This window comes from Mucilaginibacter lappiensis, from assembly GCF_050433765.1.
In the GTDB taxonomy this organism is placed as follows: domain Bacteria; phylum Bacteroidota; class Bacteroidia; order Sphingobacteriales; family Sphingobacteriaceae; genus Mucilaginibacter; species Mucilaginibacter lappiensis_A.
Genome location: NZ_JBNPWP010000002.1, coordinates 156,846 through 176,248, shown reverse-complemented (window position 1 = coordinate 176,248; position 19,403 = coordinate 156,846). Strand labels below are relative to the sequence as shown.

12 protein-coding genes are annotated in these 19,403 nt (G+C 39.5%); 4 read left to right on the top strand and 8 right to left on the bottom strand.

Features of this window, described 5'->3' with window-relative positions; all coding sequences use genetic code 11:
- Positions 1–343: 343 nt before the first annotated feature.
- Positions 344–1,354 (top strand): dienelactone hydrolase family protein, encoded by a 1,011-nt coding sequence (locus M2273_RS06185; protein WP_429394337.1) that lies wholly within the window; start codon positions 344–346, stop codon positions 1,352–1,354.
- Positions 1,355–1,462: 108 nt separating this feature from the next.
- Here the strand turns inward: M2273_RS06185 and M2273_RS06180 are convergent, their stop codons facing one another.
- From M2273_RS06180 to M2273_RS06165, 4 genes are all read right to left on the bottom strand, one after another.
- Positions 1,463–2,959 (bottom strand): SusD/RagB family nutrient-binding outer membrane lipoprotein, encoded by a 1,497-nt coding sequence (locus M2273_RS06180; protein ID WP_429394334.1) that lies wholly within the window; start codon positions 2,957–2,959, stop codon positions 1,463–1,465.
- Positions 2,960–2,978: 19 nt separating this feature from the next.
- Complete coding sequence (locus tag M2273_RS06175; protein WP_429394332.1) at positions 2,979–6,164, bottom strand: SusC/RagA family TonB-linked outer membrane protein; 3,186 nt, start codon at positions 6,162–6,164, stop codon at positions 2,979–2,981.
- Positions 6,165–7,510: 1,346 nt separating this feature from the next.
- On the bottom strand, positions 7,511–7,768 hold the full coding sequence (locus tag M2273_RS06170) for a hypothetical protein (protein ID WP_429394330.1): 258 nt from the start codon (positions 7,766–7,768) through the stop codon (positions 7,511–7,513).
- Positions 7,769–7,820: 52 nt separating this feature from the next.
- Positions 7,821–8,996: an acyl-CoA dehydrogenase gene (locus M2273_RS06165; RefSeq protein WP_429394327.1), complete on the bottom strand. Its 1,176-nt coding sequence runs from the start codon at positions 8,994–8,996 to the stop codon at positions 7,821–7,823.
- A gap of 463 nt (positions 8,997–9,459) precedes the next feature.
- Here M2273_RS06165 and M2273_RS06160 point away from each other — a divergent pair, with 463 nt between their 5' ends.
- The gene (locus tag M2273_RS06160) at positions 9,460–10,560 is read left to right on the top strand and encodes a PAS domain-containing sensor histidine kinase (protein ID WP_429394324.1); all 1,101 of its coding nucleotides are present in this window, start codon (positions 9,460–9,462) and stop codon (positions 10,558–10,560) included.
- A gap of 9 nt (positions 10,561–10,569) precedes the next feature.
- On the opposite strand, the gene M2273_RS06155 is transcribed toward M2273_RS06160, so the two are convergent.
- Both M2273_RS06155 and M2273_RS06150 read right to left on the bottom strand, forming a co-directional pair.
- On the bottom strand, positions 10,570–11,097 hold the full coding sequence (locus M2273_RS06155) for an adenine phosphoribosyltransferase (RefSeq protein WP_429394321.1): 528 nt from the start codon (positions 11,095–11,097) through the stop codon (positions 10,570–10,572).
- Entirely contained in the window at positions 11,094–11,960 is an 867-nt protein-coding gene (locus M2273_RS06150; protein ID WP_429394318.1) for a helix-hairpin-helix domain-containing protein, read from the bottom strand. Before M2273_RS06150 ends, M2273_RS06155 begins: the two co-directional genes overlap by 4 nt.
- A 73-nt stretch (positions 11,961–12,033) precedes the next feature.
- Here M2273_RS06150 and M2273_RS06145 point away from each other — a divergent pair, with 73 nt between their 5' ends.
- On the top strand, positions 12,034–13,788 hold the full coding sequence (locus M2273_RS06145) for a lysophospholipid acyltransferase family protein (protein WP_429394316.1): 1,755 nt from the start codon (positions 12,034–12,036) through the stop codon (positions 13,786–13,788).
- Positions 13,789–13,980: 192 nt separating this feature from the next.
- Positions 13,981–15,405 carry an APC family permease gene (locus M2273_RS06140; RefSeq protein WP_429394314.1) on the top strand — a complete coding sequence of 475 codons (1,425 nt, stop codon included), beginning with the start codon at positions 13,981–13,983 and terminating at the stop codon, positions 15,403–15,405.
- Between the two features lie 78 nt (positions 15,406–15,483).
- Here the strand turns inward: M2273_RS06140 and M2273_RS06135 are convergent, their stop codons facing one another.
- Together M2273_RS06135 and M2273_RS06130 are read right to left on the bottom strand one after the other, a co-directional pair.
- On the bottom strand, positions 15,484–18,729 hold the full coding sequence (locus M2273_RS06135) for a carboxypeptidase regulatory-like domain-containing protein (protein WP_429394312.1): 3,246 nt from the start codon (positions 18,727–18,729) through the stop codon (positions 15,484–15,486).
- Between the two features lie 102 nt (positions 18,730–18,831).
- Positions 18,832–19,377, bottom strand: a complete 546-nt coding sequence (locus M2273_RS06130) for a DUF962 domain-containing protein (RefSeq protein WP_429394310.1) — start codon at positions 19,375–19,377, stop codon at positions 18,832–18,834.
- Positions 19,378–19,403 lie beyond the last annotated feature (26 nt).

The window sequence follows — 19,403 nt, the reverse complement described above, 5'->3', positions numbered from 1 at the left end:
TCAATTGCTGTTGGGTGTCCAACTTTATATGCAGAATTCGTTTATAGCCTGGTTTTGGATGACTCACATAGTTTCAATAACAGGAAGCATATTCTTACTGAAGTATTATCACTACCGGGGGTATTGGTCTGCCTTCTATACAGGGATAATATTCACAATAGCAAGCCTTTGTGCTGCTGTTGTCTTTTTTATAATGCTGATATCAAGAATATCAAGCAGCTATTATATAAACTATTATATACCTGCAGTTCTTATTTTTTTAGGTATCAGCATCATATACGCTCTAACCCTTATATTTTCCAGTAGCGGGAAAAAAATTTGGTTAAAGGTAGCAGGTGCCTATATGTTAGTCATCGGTCTGGTTTTAATACCAGCTATTGCCTGGCCCCTGTTATCTAAAGATGTTCAATTCAATAGCGTATCAGGAAAAATTGTTCAATGGGCTTCAATGGCTGGCGGCTTAATCTTCATTCCGTTTATTATGCATTTTTTAAGTGAAATCAAGCTATTAAACACTGAAAACGCCAGCCCCATTAAGGAATCTTTAAAAGATACATTGGTTACTGTGAAAGCACTGGCTTTGGTAATTACACTGATTATTGGAGGAATGGTAACCGTTGAAGGCTATTCGTCAATATACTGGGGGAAGCAAAATTTTGAAAACACAAAGAAACTGGCTCAATTATTTGAAGCCCGTACCTTTGTAAACAGCAAAGGCGATACCCTATTTTATCATTTACTAAAGCCATTAAATTTCGATCCGAAAAAGAAGTACCCTTTGGTTGTAAGTCTTCCTTACGGCGGCCAACCCGGCACCGATAAGATCAGGCAAATGGAAGGTGCGGCGGCGGCTGAACTATTGTCAACCGATATCAACAGAAAAAAATACCCGGCGTTTCTTTTTGTGCCGAATTGCCCGTCCGGGTCTGGTTGGGGAGGTATTCCCAATTATCCGTCTGTAGATACATTGGTTTATAAAGCCATTAGCGCATTGGATACAGAGCCCGGAATTGATGTAAAAAGACGTTACGTTACCGGTATATCAAGAGGCGGGTATGGCTCGTGGCATTTTATATGTACGCGTCCGGATATGTTTGCTGCCGCGATACCTGTTTGCGGAGGAGATGACCCTAAACTTGCCTCAAGAATTGTTAATGTAGCTGTATGGGCATTCCACGGTGCCCAGGACAAGAACGTTCCTGTTAGCGGCTCAAGGGATATGATCAAGGCCATGAAAAAAGCTGGAGGCAATCCAAAATATACGGAGTTTCAACATGAAGGGCATAATATTTGGTACCAGGTTAGTATTACACCGGGTTTATGGGACTGGCTTTTCGCTCAGAAACTTAAGTGATAAGATTTACTATCACCCGTTTTAATAACGCACAAAACATGGAGTAACAAAAAAGCAAAGCCACCTTTATCGGGCGGCTTTGCTTTATACCTATATTATATAGTATAATTATTTTTTATCCCAGTAAACCCTGGTATTCAAAGCGTCTGGACCCTGACGGGCAATAACTGTATTGTAATTAGCTTTATTCTGGTCAAGCTCGGTTTGAGGATATTGCTGCCTGCGTGGGATCATCTGGCCAGGGCTTAGTGAGCCCGGAACCGGGTCAAGGAGCTTAGGTAATCCTGTTCTGCGATATTCAGCCCAGGTTTCCCATCCGTTGCCTAAGAAACCGGCAATCCACTTTTGCAACATGATTTGCTCCATAGCTGTGCTCGCAGAGAATTTTATCGTGGCCTGTGCCGTATAAGCGGCTGCATCAGTAGCGCTAACACCGTTTTGAGTTAAAGATGCATTTACACCTTGATCATAAAAACTGGCTGCAGCATTATCACCACCGGGTATCCAGCCTAAATGGGCTGCTTCAGCCTGGGTAAATAATACCTGAGCGTAAGACGTCCATACCGAAGGAGAATTTTGATCTGAGACAGCCAAACCTATTTGTGATATGTTACCTGGTTTGCTCCTTGTACCTATTGAATAAGCAGTCAATGCATCAGCATAGGTGCCATAAGGTAAGCCTACGTAAGTATTTGAAGATGTTGGCGCGGCATAAACAGGTAATCGCGGATCATTTAAACTATGAAGCGTATTAACAACTAAACCACTAACCGCATAGTCGTAACGATTACGATAGTTGTTATAGTACGGATTCTCGTTGGTTTGCGCTGCCAGATATTTATAAGTGGCATTATCACCATTTGAGGTCATCAAACCACCCGCAACGGCTTTTGCAAACTCCGCACGACCAGTAGTAGGATCAACCTTAGAAAGTCTTAATGCCATGATCGCGTGTAATGAATTGGCCCAGCGTTTCCACTTTCCACTATCTCCACCAAACAAAATATCGGCAGTTGCATCTAAATTACCTTTGTCATCAAATTGCTGCTGAGCCTCGTCAAGCTCTTTCATCAAAGCTGCATATACATCTTTTTGGGCATCAAAAGCTGGTGAAAAATTAGCCGCGCCGTTTAATGCCTGGGTGTATGGTATATCCCCCCATCTGTCGGTCATGGTTAGATATACAAAAGCGCTAAGGATACGTGCAGCCGCAATCTGATTATTGTTTGAACCAAATCTGGTAACAATAGATTGACTTTTCTTTACAGGATCGGTATTAACTGTAATTACTGTTTTCAGATCAGTTAAAGGCCCGGTATAATAACCCTGATAATCGTATTGCTTTAATGAGAATAATGATTCATTGGTATACTGGGTTTCGGCCAGGTATTGCGAATATAATTCGCCGGCAAATGAATTAATATTAGTAGTTGCTCCTGCACCGTTTATACCACCAATAGCCTGTAATGCACTGGTGAGCATAAAACCAGAAACCGCGCTCGGCGACTGATTAGGGCTTACATTCACATCCCCCCCTACTTTACAAGAGGATAATATTATAATACCAGCCCCTACTATATACTTACTTATATATGATTTTTTCATGATTTTTTCTTTTGGACAATTAGAATGTTAGCTTAATGTTAAACCCTAAGTTTCTGGTATTAGGTAACTGACCACCTTCATAAAAAGATGTTTGCAGTTGTGATGGATCAACACCCTTAACTTTTGAATAGATCATCCAGGGGTTTTGGGTAGTTATACCAAAATAAGCTGTTTGGAAAGGTAATCTGCCCAGCATCTTTTTAGGGAATGAATATCCAATGCTAACTTCTCTTAATTTTACATAAGTAGCGTCAAAAGTGTATTTCTCCCAAATCTGGCTGTAAGCAGATTCGTAAAGCTGACGGGTGTCTACATAGGTTGTATTAACAGAACCATCTTCGTGCACACCCTGAACCAGCGTACCACCACCTTGTGCTACCGGGTTACGTTTTGGATTACCTTTGGCATTGTTACCTACGGTTTCAATACCTAAGCCAGATCCGTTAAGATTTTGTTCGGTAATTGAAACAAATTTGCCTCCTTTTTGAAAGTCGAGGGAAAAAGCAAGTATTACATTTTTGTAATTAAACGAGTTGGTAAAACCACCGGTATAGCTTGGCAGCATACTGCCTAAATTAACCGTGTTATTGATAATTGGCATACCAGTTGCATCAACAACTATATTACCGCTTTTATCGCGGGTAAAGCCTGAGCCTATTAACTGGCCATAAGACTGACCAACTACGCCGTTAACGCTAAAGCTTGGTGACCCAACAAAGCCAAAGCTTTTTGCACCTACAGCCTGGTTACCCTGTGATAAGCCATAACCCCCAAGTCCGTCAGGAGATACTTGTAAAGTGTTAACACCAGGATAGATCGAGATAACCTTATTATGGTTAAATGAAATGTTGAAATCAGCATTCCAGGTAAAATCCTGAGATTTTACAGGTGTACCACCCAAACTTATTTCAATACCGTTGTTTTTAATAGCGCCGGCATTAACTATCGCGGTTGAATAACCAGATGTTCCATTAACAGGTAATGATAATATTTGATCTTTTGTATTTCTGGTATAATAGTTAAAATCAAACCTGATCCTGTCTTTGATAAAATGCAACTCGGTACCTACTTCATAAGCAGTAGAAAGGGATGGTTTTAAGCTTGGGTTAAACAAGGTATTAGGTACTGTTTGCACCGGCGAACCACCATAAGGAGTTGTGCTTGTAGTATATGTCTGGTAGATCTGGTAGATAGGAGCATCTGAACCTGTTTTGGCAGCAGAAACTCTTAACTTACCAAAAGTAAGTATGTCATTTTTAGGCATTAATTCAGTGAAAACAAATGAACCTGAAAGACCGCCATACCAGTATGAATTATTTTGTACCGGTAATGTAGAAGAATTATCATTACGCAAGTTAAAATCAAGGTATAAGAAATCCTTATAGCCAAATGAGGTATAACCGTAGTAGCTATTCACTCGTTTTAAACCATTGTAGCTAAATGCTGTAGCCGGGTCAACAGAGTTACTCAGGGTATACAGGCCAGGAATAGCTAAACCACCATTAGTATTACCACTGGTAAAACGATAGCGATCCTGCAGGGTTTCTGCATACAAACCGGCTTTGAAAGACAGATCTTTAAAAGTGTGATTGTATGATAAACTTCCTACATAATCATTCTCTTTATACATGTACTGGCTCTGAGAGTATGAATCAGGGTTTAAAGTTCCTGAACCAACCTGCGAGTTGTCATCCCTGTTTAAAAGGTCTTCACGAGCTATAAATGACAAAGTCAGGTCTTTGGTAAAGCTATAAGAAGCTGTCAGGTTACCGAATACACGATTGCTGTTAGATTGATTGGTATTAACATAAACCTCAGTATATGGGTTATCCCAGTAGTGAGGGGTCAGATCATCCGGTCCGGTAATATTCCATGAAGTGTAGGAACCATCAGCTCTCCTGTAATTTTTTAACTGATCAATGTCAATATCCCTGTGGAACCACTGGCTAAAGGAACCTGCTGTTTGCTTTCCATAATCTTCCTGAGGAATATTGTTTGAATTGATTTGCGAAAAGTTAACATTGGCGCTTACTGTTAATTTCTTGGTTAACTTAAGTTCGCCGTTTAAACCCACATTGTTACGTTTTTGATCACTGTTTGGCGTGATACCTGTACGGTCAATATTGGTGTATGAAACCCTGAAGTTATAGTTATCGGCAGCTTTTGAAAACGCGGCGTTTGTATTGAAGGTTACACCTGTGTCATAAAAATCACGCACGTTATTTGGCTGAGGAACAAATGGTTTTAATTTACCATAGCCAGGGTTTGTTGGATCCCAGAAATACCATGGTGCGTATAAAGTGCCATCCATTTTAGGGCCCCAGCTTTCATCAACGCCATAGTTATAATATTTTACACCATTAAAGTTTGCATTTGATGCCGGAGACACACCTGGCTGATAGGTATAGGTATTCCAATTTAAACTGGTACCACCACCATATTCGTTCTGATAATCAGGCAGCTGATAAACTTTTTCAAAAGTAGTTGACTGGTTAAAAGAAACACCAACACCTTTATCAGTACCTTTTTTAAGTGTGATAACAACAGCGCCCTCTGATGCGCGCTGGCCGTAAAGTGCAGTTGCCGCAGGACCTTTTAAAACTGTAAGTGATTCAATATCATCGTTGTTTACCGCATTAGGGTCGGTGATAACACCGTTAACCACATAAATAGGGTTACCACCTGATAATGAGTTAACCCCACGGATACGGATAGTAGAAGTACCGAATTTTGCACCCGAACCACCCAATACCTGTACACCGGCTATTTTACCAGCCAGAGCTGTATTTAAGTCAGATTGTTTGGTAACGGTCAGGTCATCGCCTTTAACCTGCTGGGCCGCGTAACCCAATGATTTTTGCTGGCGCGAAATACCTAAGGCGGTAACAATTACCTCGTTTAAGCCATGAGCAGCTGGCTGCATCACAACGTTTAAGTTACTTTTGCCATCAATTAATGCATCCTGCGTATTATAGCCTATGAAGCTAAATACCAACGTTCCGTTAGCAGGCGCGGTTAAGGAGTATTTACCATCGGCATTGGTTTGGGTACCTGTATTTGTCCCTTTTAATTTAACGGTTACGCCAGGGAGTGGCAAACCATCTTCTTTAGCAGTTACCGTACCAACTACGGTATGATTTTGCGCAAATAACTGTGATACAGCTAAAAAGAAAGAGCACAAAATAAGTAGTAAACTTTTTTTCATCTAAAAGAAATTAGTTAATAGTTAAGCCGCCAAATCTAATCGGCATACAACCGAAAAACAAATAAAGTTTTGTAATATTTCTTTTACATTATGTTTTATTAACTATTACGATTTTTTTTAGGTACTTCGCACACCAAACAGAATTTTATTCCGTTTTATAATTGTCGCTGACCTTGGGTCAGTTAATAATAAGACAGTTAATTTAGTTAATTATGACAGGGAAAATACGCGAGGTATTTTCCCTGTTTTTTTTAAGTTAAACCATATAGCTACCAATTAATTAAGCTCCTAAAAATTGATGGTTAAACATCTATTTTTAGCCTATGAAATCATCCATTAAACAGGTATCTCTTTACGTTATTCACAGGTATAAATAAGAGGCCGGTCAGGATTTTTTGGGGAGAAAAAGAACCTATAGGAATTATAAGGTGGTCATGAATTGGAGGGATTGAGGAAACTTATGTCAAAAAAAACTAACGATTCTATGACAATTAGCTTTAAAACAAAATGGACACCCAAGGGTGTCCATTTTGTTTTAAATTGAAATAATACCTAAATTATTTTGCAACTTTTTTTGCAGGGAATAATGGTAAAATAATTACAGCTAACAAAGCAACAACTTCTAATACAACTAACATAACTTTAATTTTTTTGATTAATAATATATAATTTAATAGCTCTCAGAAAAACAATCATTATTCCTTCAGGCATACCATGATCTTTCAATGCAGGTTTAGGATTTAAGAACAATTGTATTCTTTCTGCGCAGATATCGGCTAAAAACATGCCACAGCAAAAAAATCGCTTTCGCCTAAAAAATCGTCAAAATCTTAATTTACTGAAATCAAAAAAATATTAAAAAAAAGGAGTCGTTATTAAATTTTCACCCTGATTTTCAAGGCATAAGTGAGAAAAAACGGATATTTAAAAGCAATAAATCCTGATTATAAAAAAAACACAAGTAGTTATAGCGAATAAACCTGCCATGTATCAACATAACGGCTGAAATCAAAAAAAGAAAAAACTGTTTTTAATTTTGGTGTGCTAACAATTAAATATCTGCTGGTTTTACATTTTTTTGTAAAAGAATTCTCTTAATTAAAGCGTTCTTTAAAAGACTGATTATCAGGAATGTAAAATTGTCAATTTGTCAGCAAGCCTGACAAAACCAAGCTTACTGACAAACGGACATTTAAAAATACCTGCCAAAATACCGATAAGATATTGGCATAAGGTCAAAACAGGTAGAAAGCCCTGTTATTTTATGCGTGCCAGACCGTTGATTTTTGTGATTGAATGATTTCGCTGATTTTGTCTGAACCTTGATTTATAGGATTAAGGGATTATCATGATTCTTTAGCTTTCAACATACGAATTTCCTTAATCAATCTTGGAATATCTTGCTTCGCATTTGCAATAAAGTCATAATCTGCAACAGTTGCCCCCGTCATTTCAATAGCTTCTCCTCTATTATCACCCTCTTCTGTCATTATAAAATCTGAGCCACTTTCATGATCTCTGTTTTCTATATAGGCTTTCCACGGACCATCTTGAGCTTCGTTGCATCTTAGTTCTATTTCATTCAACTCTTCATCAGTAATCATTATTTTTTACTTCTAAATTCGATATCCAAAATTCAGTGTTCGTTATTTTAATTTATCCCCTCAGCACTTCCCTGCTAATCACTATTTTTTGTATCTCACTCGTCCCCTCACCTATTGTACACAACTTCGCATCACGGTAATATTTTTCAACCGGAAAATCTTTGGTATAACCATACCCCCCAAATATCTGCACCGCCTCTGTAGCAGTACGCACTGCCACTTCTGATGCAAAATACTTGGCCATTGCAGCTTGCTTAGTTACCGGCAAATGCCTGTTTTTCAGATCAGCGGCTTGCATTACCAGTAATTCCGCGGCTTCTATTTCGGTTGCCATATCGGCCAGTTTAAAAGATATTCCCTGAAAACTGCTGATAGCCTGCCCAAATTGTTTGCGTTCTTTTGAATAAGCTACTGCCGCTTCAAATGCACCTTTAGCTATCCCTAATGATAACGCGGCTATAGAAATACGGCCGCCATCCAATACCTTCATTGCCTGTTTAAAACCTTCGCCCTCGTTACCCAGCAAATTTGCTTTAGGCACACGGCAATTATCAAATATCAGCTCGGTGGTTTCTGAAGCACGCATACCCAACTTGTTTTCTTTTTTACCGTGTGTAAAACCTGGTGTACCTTTTTCAATAACCAGGGCCGATATGCCATGCGAATCTCCTTTTTGGCCAGTACGTACCATCACCACAGCTACGTCACCTGATTTACCATGTGTTATCCAGTTTTTTGAACCGTTCACTATATAATGATCGCCATCCAATACTGCTGTTGTGCCCATACCCAGCGCGTCAGACCCAGTGTTGGCTTCCGTTAAGCCCCATGAACCCAGCCATTCGGCCGTGGCCAGTTTGGGCAGCCATTTTTGTTTTTGTTCTTCGTTGCCAAAGGCCAATATATGACCGGTACATAATGAGTTATGCGCTGCCAGGGATAAACCTATTGAGCCGCATACTTTTGCTATCTCAGAAATTACGGTTACATATTCTGTGTAGCCAAAGCCCGAGCCGCCATATTGTTCAGGCACCACTACGCCCATCATGCCCAACTGGCCCAGTTGTTTAAATAATTCAATTGGAAAATGCTGTGCCTCGTCCCACTCCATCACATGTGGCCTGATGTTTCTTTCGGCAAAATCTCTGGCCATCTGGCCTACCATCCGTTGGTTATCATTCATCGAAAAATCGAAGCCTGCAGGCGTATCTGTTAATAAAGAATCCATGTTTTTTTAATTGGTTATTACAAAGTAACGGATTAATTACCAGCTTAGTTTTACCCAAATAGCGGGCAAAAAGAAGTACAAATTGGTATCTGGTATAATAATAAGGTTTAGTTAATTTAAACATTATAATTTGGACCAAATGCATTTAAAATTTATTTTTTATTATTTCAGTTTGCTCATGTTCTGTAGAGATCAGGAGCGGAAAATGGTTATTTCTTTCTATTGTCAAACGCAAAATCAATTTCACAGGTAGTTTCTTAGCTCCCGATCATCTTCATTAAATGAGTCATTTTTAAGTTGGTTAACAATAAGCTATGGAGGGAGCTTTTTAACAAAAAAAGAGTATAAAAGCCCAAACTATTTGACACATTAAAATTTATTATTTTTTTGGTAAAAAATTTATTTGTTACGATAATTTTTTATTTACTATATTGTTTGTCTGGATTAAAAAGAACAATTATCAATGAATGAATATTCAAATGTTAACTACAATCCGGGCACAACCGAAACTTTCAACCTGGAGCTCTTTTTTGATCTTTCACCCGATCTGTTATGCATAACAGGGTACGATGGGTATTTTAAAAAGATCAACCCAATAGTTTCTAAAACATTGGGGTACACTAATGAGGAATTGTACTCCAATCCGGTTAGTTCATTTATTCATCCAGACGACAAGGATGTTACCGCGAAGAATCGTAAAAACATTTTAAAAAATATCCCTCTTTTAAATTTCGAAAACAGGTATGTTACCAAAAACGGTGAGATAGTTTGGCTTTCATGGACCTCAATGCCTGTTGAAAGCGAACAAGTGGTGTTTGCTATCGCGAAAAACATCACCCACAAGAAAAAACTTGAAGAAAACAGAAATAACCTGCTTGCCAATTTGACAAAGATCAACAGAGATCTTAAACAGTTAACTTATACAACCTCACATGATTTAAGATCGCCGGTTAGTAATTTAATATCAGTTTTTAATCTTTTGGATGTATCTAAAATTGAAGATGATGAAACACTTGAATTTATAGGCATGCTGAAATCGGCTACAGAAAATTTGAAAGATACCTTAAATAAATATGTAGATGATTTGAGTCAAAAGGACCTGTTAAGTGTTCAAATAGAAGAACTTGATTTAAATGATTGCCTCCAGATAGTAAAACGATCATTAAGTACATTAATATTGAACTCAAAAACAATTATTAATGCTGATTTTTCTGAAGTAAAAAAGATCAAATTTAACAGAGCCTATTTGGAAAGCATATTGCTTAACCTGATCACCAATTCCATTAAATACGCAAGAACTGATTGCACTCCTGTTATCACGATATATTCGAAACAAGTAAATGGCGTCAATCAATTAATATTCAGGGACGAAGGCTTGGGTTTTGATATAGACAAAGTAAAGGACAGAATATTTGGCCTTAACCAAAAATTCCATCAGCATTCAGATAGTAAAGGCATTGGCCTGTACCTGGTTCATAACCATGTTACCAGTTTAGGTGGCCATATAACTATTGATAGTAAAGTAAATGAAGGGACAACGTTTGTTATTTCATTTAAAGATTAAAGCCTATTCCTAATACTCTGCCAATACTACTAAGGTATCGCTGATAGGTAATATTCGCTCGCGGCCATTTAAAAAGCCAAGCTCTACTACAAAGGAGAAACCAGCTATTTCACATCCCATTTCTTTGATCAGTTCGCTTGCGGCTGTTACAGTACCGCCGGTAGCCAGCAGATCGTCATGGATCAATACATGCTGACCGGGTTCAAAGGCGTCGGTATGACATTCAATAACAGCCGTACCATACTCCAGCTTATAAACCTTTTGTTTAATGGTGAATGGCAATTTGCCTGCTTTGCGTATAGGTACAAATGGAACACCTAATTTGGTGGCCAGCGTTAATCCGAATAAAAAACCACGGCTTTCAATACCGGCAATTACATCAATACGGGTACCCTGCAATTGTTCAACAAAGGCATTGATAATGTTATCGCATAAAACAGGATCTTTTAAAATGGGGGTAATATCTTTAAAAATAATTCCGGGCTTCGGAAAATCAGGAATATCGCGGATGGCTTTCTTTATTTGCTGGGTTATCATTTGAAAACTAAATATGGCTCAATTTTACGCAAAATTCCTTCATCAAGTATGGCTATATTTTTCATATCATCAACTGATTCATAATCGCCATGTTGAGTGTGGTACTCCAAAATAGCATTCATTTGCTTAAAGCTAATGTACGGGAAACGCCTTAACTGGTTAAAGGTGGCCGTATTCACGTTTATTTTGGTGATGTGTTTGCCATTTACCGCTATGCCATTTTTTATTTCGGCATACTTGGTATCGTCAACACCAAATACTTCTTTTAGCTGTTCTTTACTGTAAAAACCGCCCAAACGATCCCGGTATCTCATGATACGCATGGCAAATGACGGCCCTATGCCCCTGATGCGCGTTAGCTTTGCCGAGTCGGCACTGTTTATTTCAATGATCTCGCCCGGCGCGGCTTTATTTGCATAATGTGTATTACCAGGAATATTAATGTAAGGTTCCAACCGCTGATAGTCGGCATCTGTTATGGAATAGATCTTTTTTACATCTTCTTTTGAGTAAAACCTGCCGCCCTTAGCCTCATAATTTTTTATCACCCTGATCTGGTGCTCACTCAAACCCAGTTTTTGCCAGCTGGCATCGGGTAAATTATTGGGATTGAAGGTGAACAGCACAGCATTAGTGGGCTTTGCATCATCGGCCGAAGAATTACTGCCCGGATTAACATTTTTACCCCGGCTTAACAGGGCAACAGCTTTATCAAACTCATTAAAATTTATTATATTATCTTTGCGCGACGTTTGATAAACGTAAGGCGCTGCTAAAACCAATGCAATTAAAATAATAAATACTACCATTCCGTTCCATTCTTTTTTGGTTACAGATAAGTAATTTTTTATATGTGCCTTCATTTACTGCATTTATCAATTGTTAAAATAAAGAAAATTTCAGGATATTTATAAGTTAAACCCCCTTTTATAAAAAATGAAAGTAATAACCACCGAAGAGTTTGCCAAAGCCACCAAACTGGATAAGTTGAAAATGCCGGGCCTGGCCGCTTTATTGATGGAATTGATGAAAATTAACCAGGTTAATGATCTTTTTGCCCAGGCACAGCCAAAACAGGGGCCCGAGTTTGTTGACGCTATTTTAGAAGGCTGTGGTATTGATATTGAATTTGACGAACGTGAGTTAAGGAACATACCCAAAACGGGCAGCTTTGTTGCCATTGCCAATCACCCTTATGGTGGTATTGAAGGCATGGTGCTTTTAAAAATATTATGCATGGTAAGGCCCGATGCCAAACTGATGGCCAACTTCCTGCTTAAAAAAATCCCCAATCTGAGCGACTATTTTATAGCCGTAAATCCGTTTGAAAATGTTGAACATTCCTCAAGCATCAGCGGTTTAAAAAACACACTGGAGCTTTTAAATAATGGCACACCTATTGGTATTTTCCCGGCGGGTGAAGTATCAACCTTTAAGGTTGAGCAGCAACAGGTAACTGACCGCCTTTGGCACCCTGTGGTAGGCAAAATAATAGCGAAGGCAAAAGTGCCTGTTGTCCCTATTTATTTCCATGGCAATAACGGCCTGCTTTTTAATTTACTGAGCCTTATACATCCGGCCCTGCGCACAGCCAAATTACCTTCGGAATTATTTAATAAGCATGGGCATACAATTAAGCTGCGCATTGGCAAACCCATTAATGTAGAGGATGTTCCTGATCATAATAACAGTGCTAAACTGCTTAATTTTTTACGTGCCCGTACCTATGCTTTAGGAACAGGCCTTGAAGAGGAAAAGAAAATATTTAACCCACGCAACCTGTTTAAAATAAAACGCCTGCCCGAGGCTGTAGCGCCAGAGATAGATAGTGCTATACTGGAAAAAGAGATTGCCCCGTTACGGGAAAATTATAAGGTTTGGACAGAGAAGAACTATGAAGTTTTTATAGTGCCTACCTCAACCATTCCAAATGTTATACGTGAAATTGGCCGCCTGCGCGAAGTAACTTTCAGGGAAGTTGGTGAGGGAACTAATAAGAGTATTGATATTGATGAATACGATATTTACTATAATCACCTGTTCATCTGGGACTTTGAAGCTAAAATGATAGTAGGTGCCTACCGCATTGGTTTGGGCGATGAAATATTTTACAGTGTTGGCAAAAAGGGGTTTTATATTACCGAACTATTTAAACTTAAAACCCAGTTTACCCCAGTATTGCGCAAAAGCCTTGAACTTGGCCGCTCATGGATCCGCAAAGAATATCAGACTAAACCATTGCCCCTATTTTTACTGTGGAAGGGTATTTTAAAATTCCTGATTGATAACCCACGATACCGGTATTTGATAGGGCCGGTGAGTATCAGCAATTCGTTCTCTAAATTCTCCAAATCGCTTATTGTTGATTACATAAACCGTAACCACTTTGATCATGAAATGGCGCAATACGTTAAGCCACGTAAAAAATTCAAGGTTGATTTTGCCAAGATAGATACTGACCTGCTCATGGCTGGTGAGGATTCATTTAAAGGATTGGATAACCTGATATCGGAAGTAGAAACCCGCAATATGAAGGTCCCTGTGCTGCTGCGTCAGTACATCGCCCTTAATGCCAAGATCATCAGCTTTAATATCGACCCTAAATTTGCCGATTGCCTTGATGGCTTCCTGGTGCTTGATCTGGAGAAGGTACCACAGGATATATTGGAGAAATTAGGCAAAAATTTATAGGCCGATCTAAACGTAGAGACACATCACATGTGTCTCCCCTATATAATCAATAAGACACATGTGATGTGTCTTTACAACAAAACGCCCTGCCGGTTAAACCGGCAGGGCGTTTTGTTTATGGGTAATACCATACCGACAATCCTCTGTAAAATAAGTTATATTGCGGTAAACAATCTTGAACCCGAAAAGATCATGGAAGACAAAAACACCACTACCGAAACTTCAAAAGCTCATTTAAAACAGGTACTTGGCCTGCCCACAGGGATTTTACTGGTAGCGGGTATCATGATCGGTTCAGGTGTGTTTAAAAAAATTGTTCCGATGTCGCAGACGCTCAATAGCGAATCGTATATTTTAATGGCCTGGATCATAGCGGGCATCATTACAATGTTTGGCGCCTTTACCTATGCAGGCCTGGCCACCATGACCACTCAAACGGGTGGCGTATATGAGTACCTCCGGCTTATTTATGGAAATTTTATCGCATTCCTGTTTGGGTGGACTATTTTTACCATAGTAGGCAGTGGGGCTATAGCCGCATTGTCGTTCGTATTTGCACAATCTGTCAATACGCTTATCCCGCTGCCCGATCCATTGTATGCATTTAAAGATATCAGTATTGGGCATGCTATTTTTCCATTTGCCGATTCAGGGATCAAAACACTTGCTGTACTTACCATAGCATTGTTAACCTGGGTAAACTACAGAGGGGTAAATAAGGCTGGGATATTAAATAACATTGTAACATCAGCAAAAATCCTAGGCATTTTGCTGCTCATCGTTTCAGGATTACTATACACCGGCCACCCGGTGGTAACTACAACCGTAAAAACAGCTGTGATTCATCCCCAGGGAGCGGCCTTGTTCAGTGGTTTATTTGGCGCCATGCTTAGCGCTTTATGGGCCTACGATGGCTGGGCCAACATAACCTTTGTTACCGGAGAGATCAAAAACCCCAAACGTAACATCCCCTTGGCCATTATTGGCGGTGTGGGCATAGCTATGACACTGTATGTGCTGCTTAACTACGCGTACATGAAAGTGTTGTCTGTATCACAACTGGCTTTGTTAGGCAGCAACAAAATTGCCGCGGCAGAGGTTGCCGGAATTTTAATGGGTAAAACAGGATCTGTAATTATTGCTGTGCTTATTATGGTGTGTACCTTTGGAGCCCTCAATGGTTGCATCATTTCTTACCCGCGTGTTTACTTCCGTATGGCGCAGGAAAATGTTTTCTTTAAAAAGGCAGCAAACGTACATCCGGCTTTCAGTACGCCGCATATAGCACTCCTTTATTCGGCTATATGGAGCGTAATATTGGTGTGCAGTGGCACTTTTGATCAGATAACAAATTTGGTAATTTTTGCTTCATACGCTTTTTTCGCACTGGCAACCTGGGGGCTGGTAAAAATGAAAAGAAAAAGAGTCATCATATCAAAGGTTATTGGTTACCCGGTAATTCCATTTATCATCATACTTTTTTGCATCGCACTGGTCATAAATACCATTATCACACAAACGGAGGCATCCATCATTGGCCTGCTGCTCATTTTAAGTGGTGTTCCTTTATACTTGTATTTTAAAAATAAGTACGGCGGGGCTAAACCATCGGTATAAACACGCTGACTGATTTAAAACAAAAGCCCTGCCAGATTTAACTGGCAGGGCTTTTGTTTTATTAACTGTTTGGTTGTATTACCAGCTGTAACGTATACCAAACTGCATTTGCCAGCGTGAAGCAAACAAATCAACAGAATATGGTACTCCAGGATCCTGGAAAGTATATTTTGGATAAGTTGTTGCAGCATTTTCAAATGATGGTGTTCCGGCTTTTACCGGTGTTAAACCAACGCTTGATGTTGAATTAAATGTATTAGCTGAGAAATAGTATTGTCCCCATTTTTTATTCAACAGGTTGGTAAGGTTAATGATGTCATAAGTAAATGTGATCATCTGTTTGTGTTTACCATTACCAAATTTAAAGTCCTGAGTAAAACGGAAATCAAGGTCATTATTCCAAGGAGTAAACGCTGCATTACGCTCAGTAAAGTTACCGCGGCGAGATGACAAGTATTTATTTTTATTAATGAATGCATCAAAAGCGGCAGCTTGCTGAACAGCCGTTTGTCCACCGGCAATATCAGAAAAGAAATTAACCGTTTCACCAGCTTTAGGGATGTAAGCTAAACTAACTTGCTGGCCGGTTCCGTCAATAGCGCTTGGATAGAAACCATAAGTGAATGGGTTACCGGTTTGAGCACTAAAGAAGAAACTGAAATTAGCAGTATAGTTTTGATTTGCATCCCAATCATGCTTGAAATTAATGTTTGACACGATGCGGCTGCGGATATCAAAGTTAGAGTTAGCCAAACCCGGGTTGTTAGGGTTTAAAGCCTGGTTCAACTGCCAGTTTGATTCCATGGAGTTACGGATACCGTTGGTAACGTCTCTAGAGTGGCCATAGGTATAAGCAACAGACACATTCAAGGCACTCACTGGGCTAAACTGCGTATTTTTAGCTACCTGTGCCGTTAAGCTATAACGGTAACCTTCGCTGGTGTTTGATAGCAAGTAAGCATTCGTAAATGATTTGCTGATCTTACCACCATTGAGGGCGGTGGCGGTGTTGTTAAATATAGGCTGTTGTTTTTGTGTATCGTAAACGTAATAGGTTACCTGATCGAGTGTATTTACCTGTTGAAATTTTAAATCATGAATAACTTTGGTATAAATACCTTCACCGGTAAACTTCCACTGATCATCAGTAGTATAGTCAACAGCCAGGCTGCTTCTCCAAACCTGTGGCATTTTAAAGTTATTGTCGATCATATCTACCTGGGTTGCATCACCTTGAGCGAAATTTGGCACTTTAGGTACGCCTGCAGCAGGCGCTTTATTATCATAAGCACCATAAGTATTACCATTGTTATAAAATGCGTAGCCAAACCATGCAAATGGAACACGACCGGTAAAGAATCCGCTACCACCACGTACAATAACGCTTTGATCGCCGTTCACATCATAATTAAATGCTAAGCGCGGATTCCACTCTATGTTACCCAGGTAATTTTGTTTGATGTCTTTTGGCTTGGTATAAGTGTAAGTATTACCGTAGTTAGGATCAACCGCAGCGTTTGTTGTTTTATCGCTCAATGGTTGTTTGTTTGGTACACCTGCATAATCGGCACGTAAGGCTACAGTTAATTTGAAGTTATCAGTTAACTGAATTTCGTCCTGACCATATAAGCTCAGCAGGTTAACTTTAAACTGAGCTGATGGATTGGCAAAAATATAATCACGGCTGTTATTAGTGTAATTACCGTTATAACGTACACGGCTTGGTTGTGGTTGAGCAGCAATGAAGTTGTCTATGCTGCTATAAGCGGTACGGCCATTCCATGAGTTTACGAAGTTATAAGTGATATTGTAAAACTCATTGTGGGTACCAAAAGTAAAGGTATGTTTACCTGTTGTCCAGGTTAGGTTATCGGTAAACTCAGCGGTTTTCTGGTGCATATCAAATATAGCGGCCTCCCGGTCGGTACCCATAAATATGGTGGTGCCTGGAGTACGACCGGTAATTTCGATCTGCGGCAATGACGGATCTGAGTTAGGGTCACGGTAATCATGTACGTTTGAGTAACCTAATACCAAGCTATTGCTCACGTTATTGGAGAATCTCGATTTTAACTCGGCAACAGTTGAGGTTGAGTTATTGTGTGAGGTATAATCGATACCGCTAAAGCGAAAGTTTTGCTGATCGCGCTCCAAATTGGTCGCTTTTGAAATAATGGTATTGTTACGGACGGTTAACTGATTGTGATCATCGATGTTCCAGTCCAAACGGTTAAAGAACTTGTTTGAATTTGAGAAAATGGTTGTATTACCAAAAGTACCCGGATCCTGACCATAATCGTTTTTAAATGCTGTTGCCAGGGCCTGAGCATCCTGTAAGCTTAATATTTTTGATGAACCATTAGTACCGGCTGCAGCGATAACAGGATCTTGCCTGCGGGCAATCTCTTCGTTGGTGAAGAAGAATAATTTGTTTTTGATGATCGGGAAACCTAAACGGATACCTGTTTGGTAGTCATGAAAATCTGAAAGTTTTGAACCATCACCACCTGATGCAGCAGGAGCGTTATTGGGTCCTACCATAAATGAGCCACGGCCAAAACCGTATACCGAACCGGTAAAATCATTGGTACCGCTACGGGTTACCGCATTGATACTACCACCCAATACGTTACCAATTTTAATATCATAAGGTGCAACCAGTACCTGTATATCCTGAATAGCATCTAATGATACCGGGCTTGTACGGGTACTGCTACCTACCTGACCAGATGCATTGTTCTGGCCGCCCAATGAGGGGCTAAAACCAATCGCATCGTTATTGATAGCACCATCAAGGGTTACGTTATTATAACGATAGTTGGTTCCCTGAAAAGAGTTGTTATTACTTTGAGGCGTATTTCTGGTCAAATCCTGTAAGCTACGGTTAATAGAAGGCGCGGTACGGATCTGGTTTTGGTTAATACGGGTACTTGCACCGGTTTTTGTTCCGCCAGCGTTAGCGGTTACTTTTACCTCTTTTAAAGTTGTTGTTTCGTCGGCCAGTGCAAAATTAAAAGTGGTACTGCCCAGACTTAAAGTAATATTTGTTCTTTCGTCTTTTTTAAATCCAACAAAAGAAGCAGAAACGGTATAAGGACCACCCGGGTTAACGTTGGCGATAGTATAACGACCATCGGCATTGGATTGTGCCCCGTAACGTGTTCCAGTACTTGTATTAAGTACGGTAATGGTTACACCAGGCAGCGTAACGCCTTTCTGGTCGGTAACTTTTCCGCTTATTAATGAGGTTGTAATTTGCGCCCTGGCAACATTAGCAACCCCAATAATCAGCACTGATAAAAGGATAAAGTAAAGCTTTTTCATTTGTGTTTGTTTAAAGCACAAAGGTTCGGCTACAATATTAACAGCGTGTTAACAAAAGATTATATTTAATCCCGGCTGTTAACATTAAATAAAAATCAATGATCAATACTTAACAGATAACTTTTTAAGTATGAGATGAAGCAGGTATATGGGACCAATCAGCAAAAATTTAATATCATCTAAAAACGAAGGCTTTTTACCTTCAATTTTATGCCCGATAAATTGCCCTATCCATGATATAAAAAATATAACCAGGCAAACCAGCCATAATGCCGGGCCACCTGCTTTATGCCATTGCTCCAGTTGTATAATAGCATAGCTGAAGCCAAAAAGCACCAACAACATCAGGTATGAGAGTACCGGCGAAAGTTTAAGATAATAGTAAATGCTAAAAGCAATTAAAAAGGATGCCCAGTTAAAAACACCATTATAGGTACCTAAAAATTTAAGATATGGAAACGGAATTGCCCATATTAATCCTACCAAACTAAACACAATAAGCGGGATGCAAATAAAATGGATCGCTTCATTGGTTTTATTTTGATGGCTTTCGGCATATTTAGCAAAATAAACATCAACCGCACGAACACCATCTGCTTTTGATGGTATGCCACCTTTTGAAGTATCGTGTAATTTGTTTGAAGCCATTTTAATGTAAATATAAAAACCCTTTC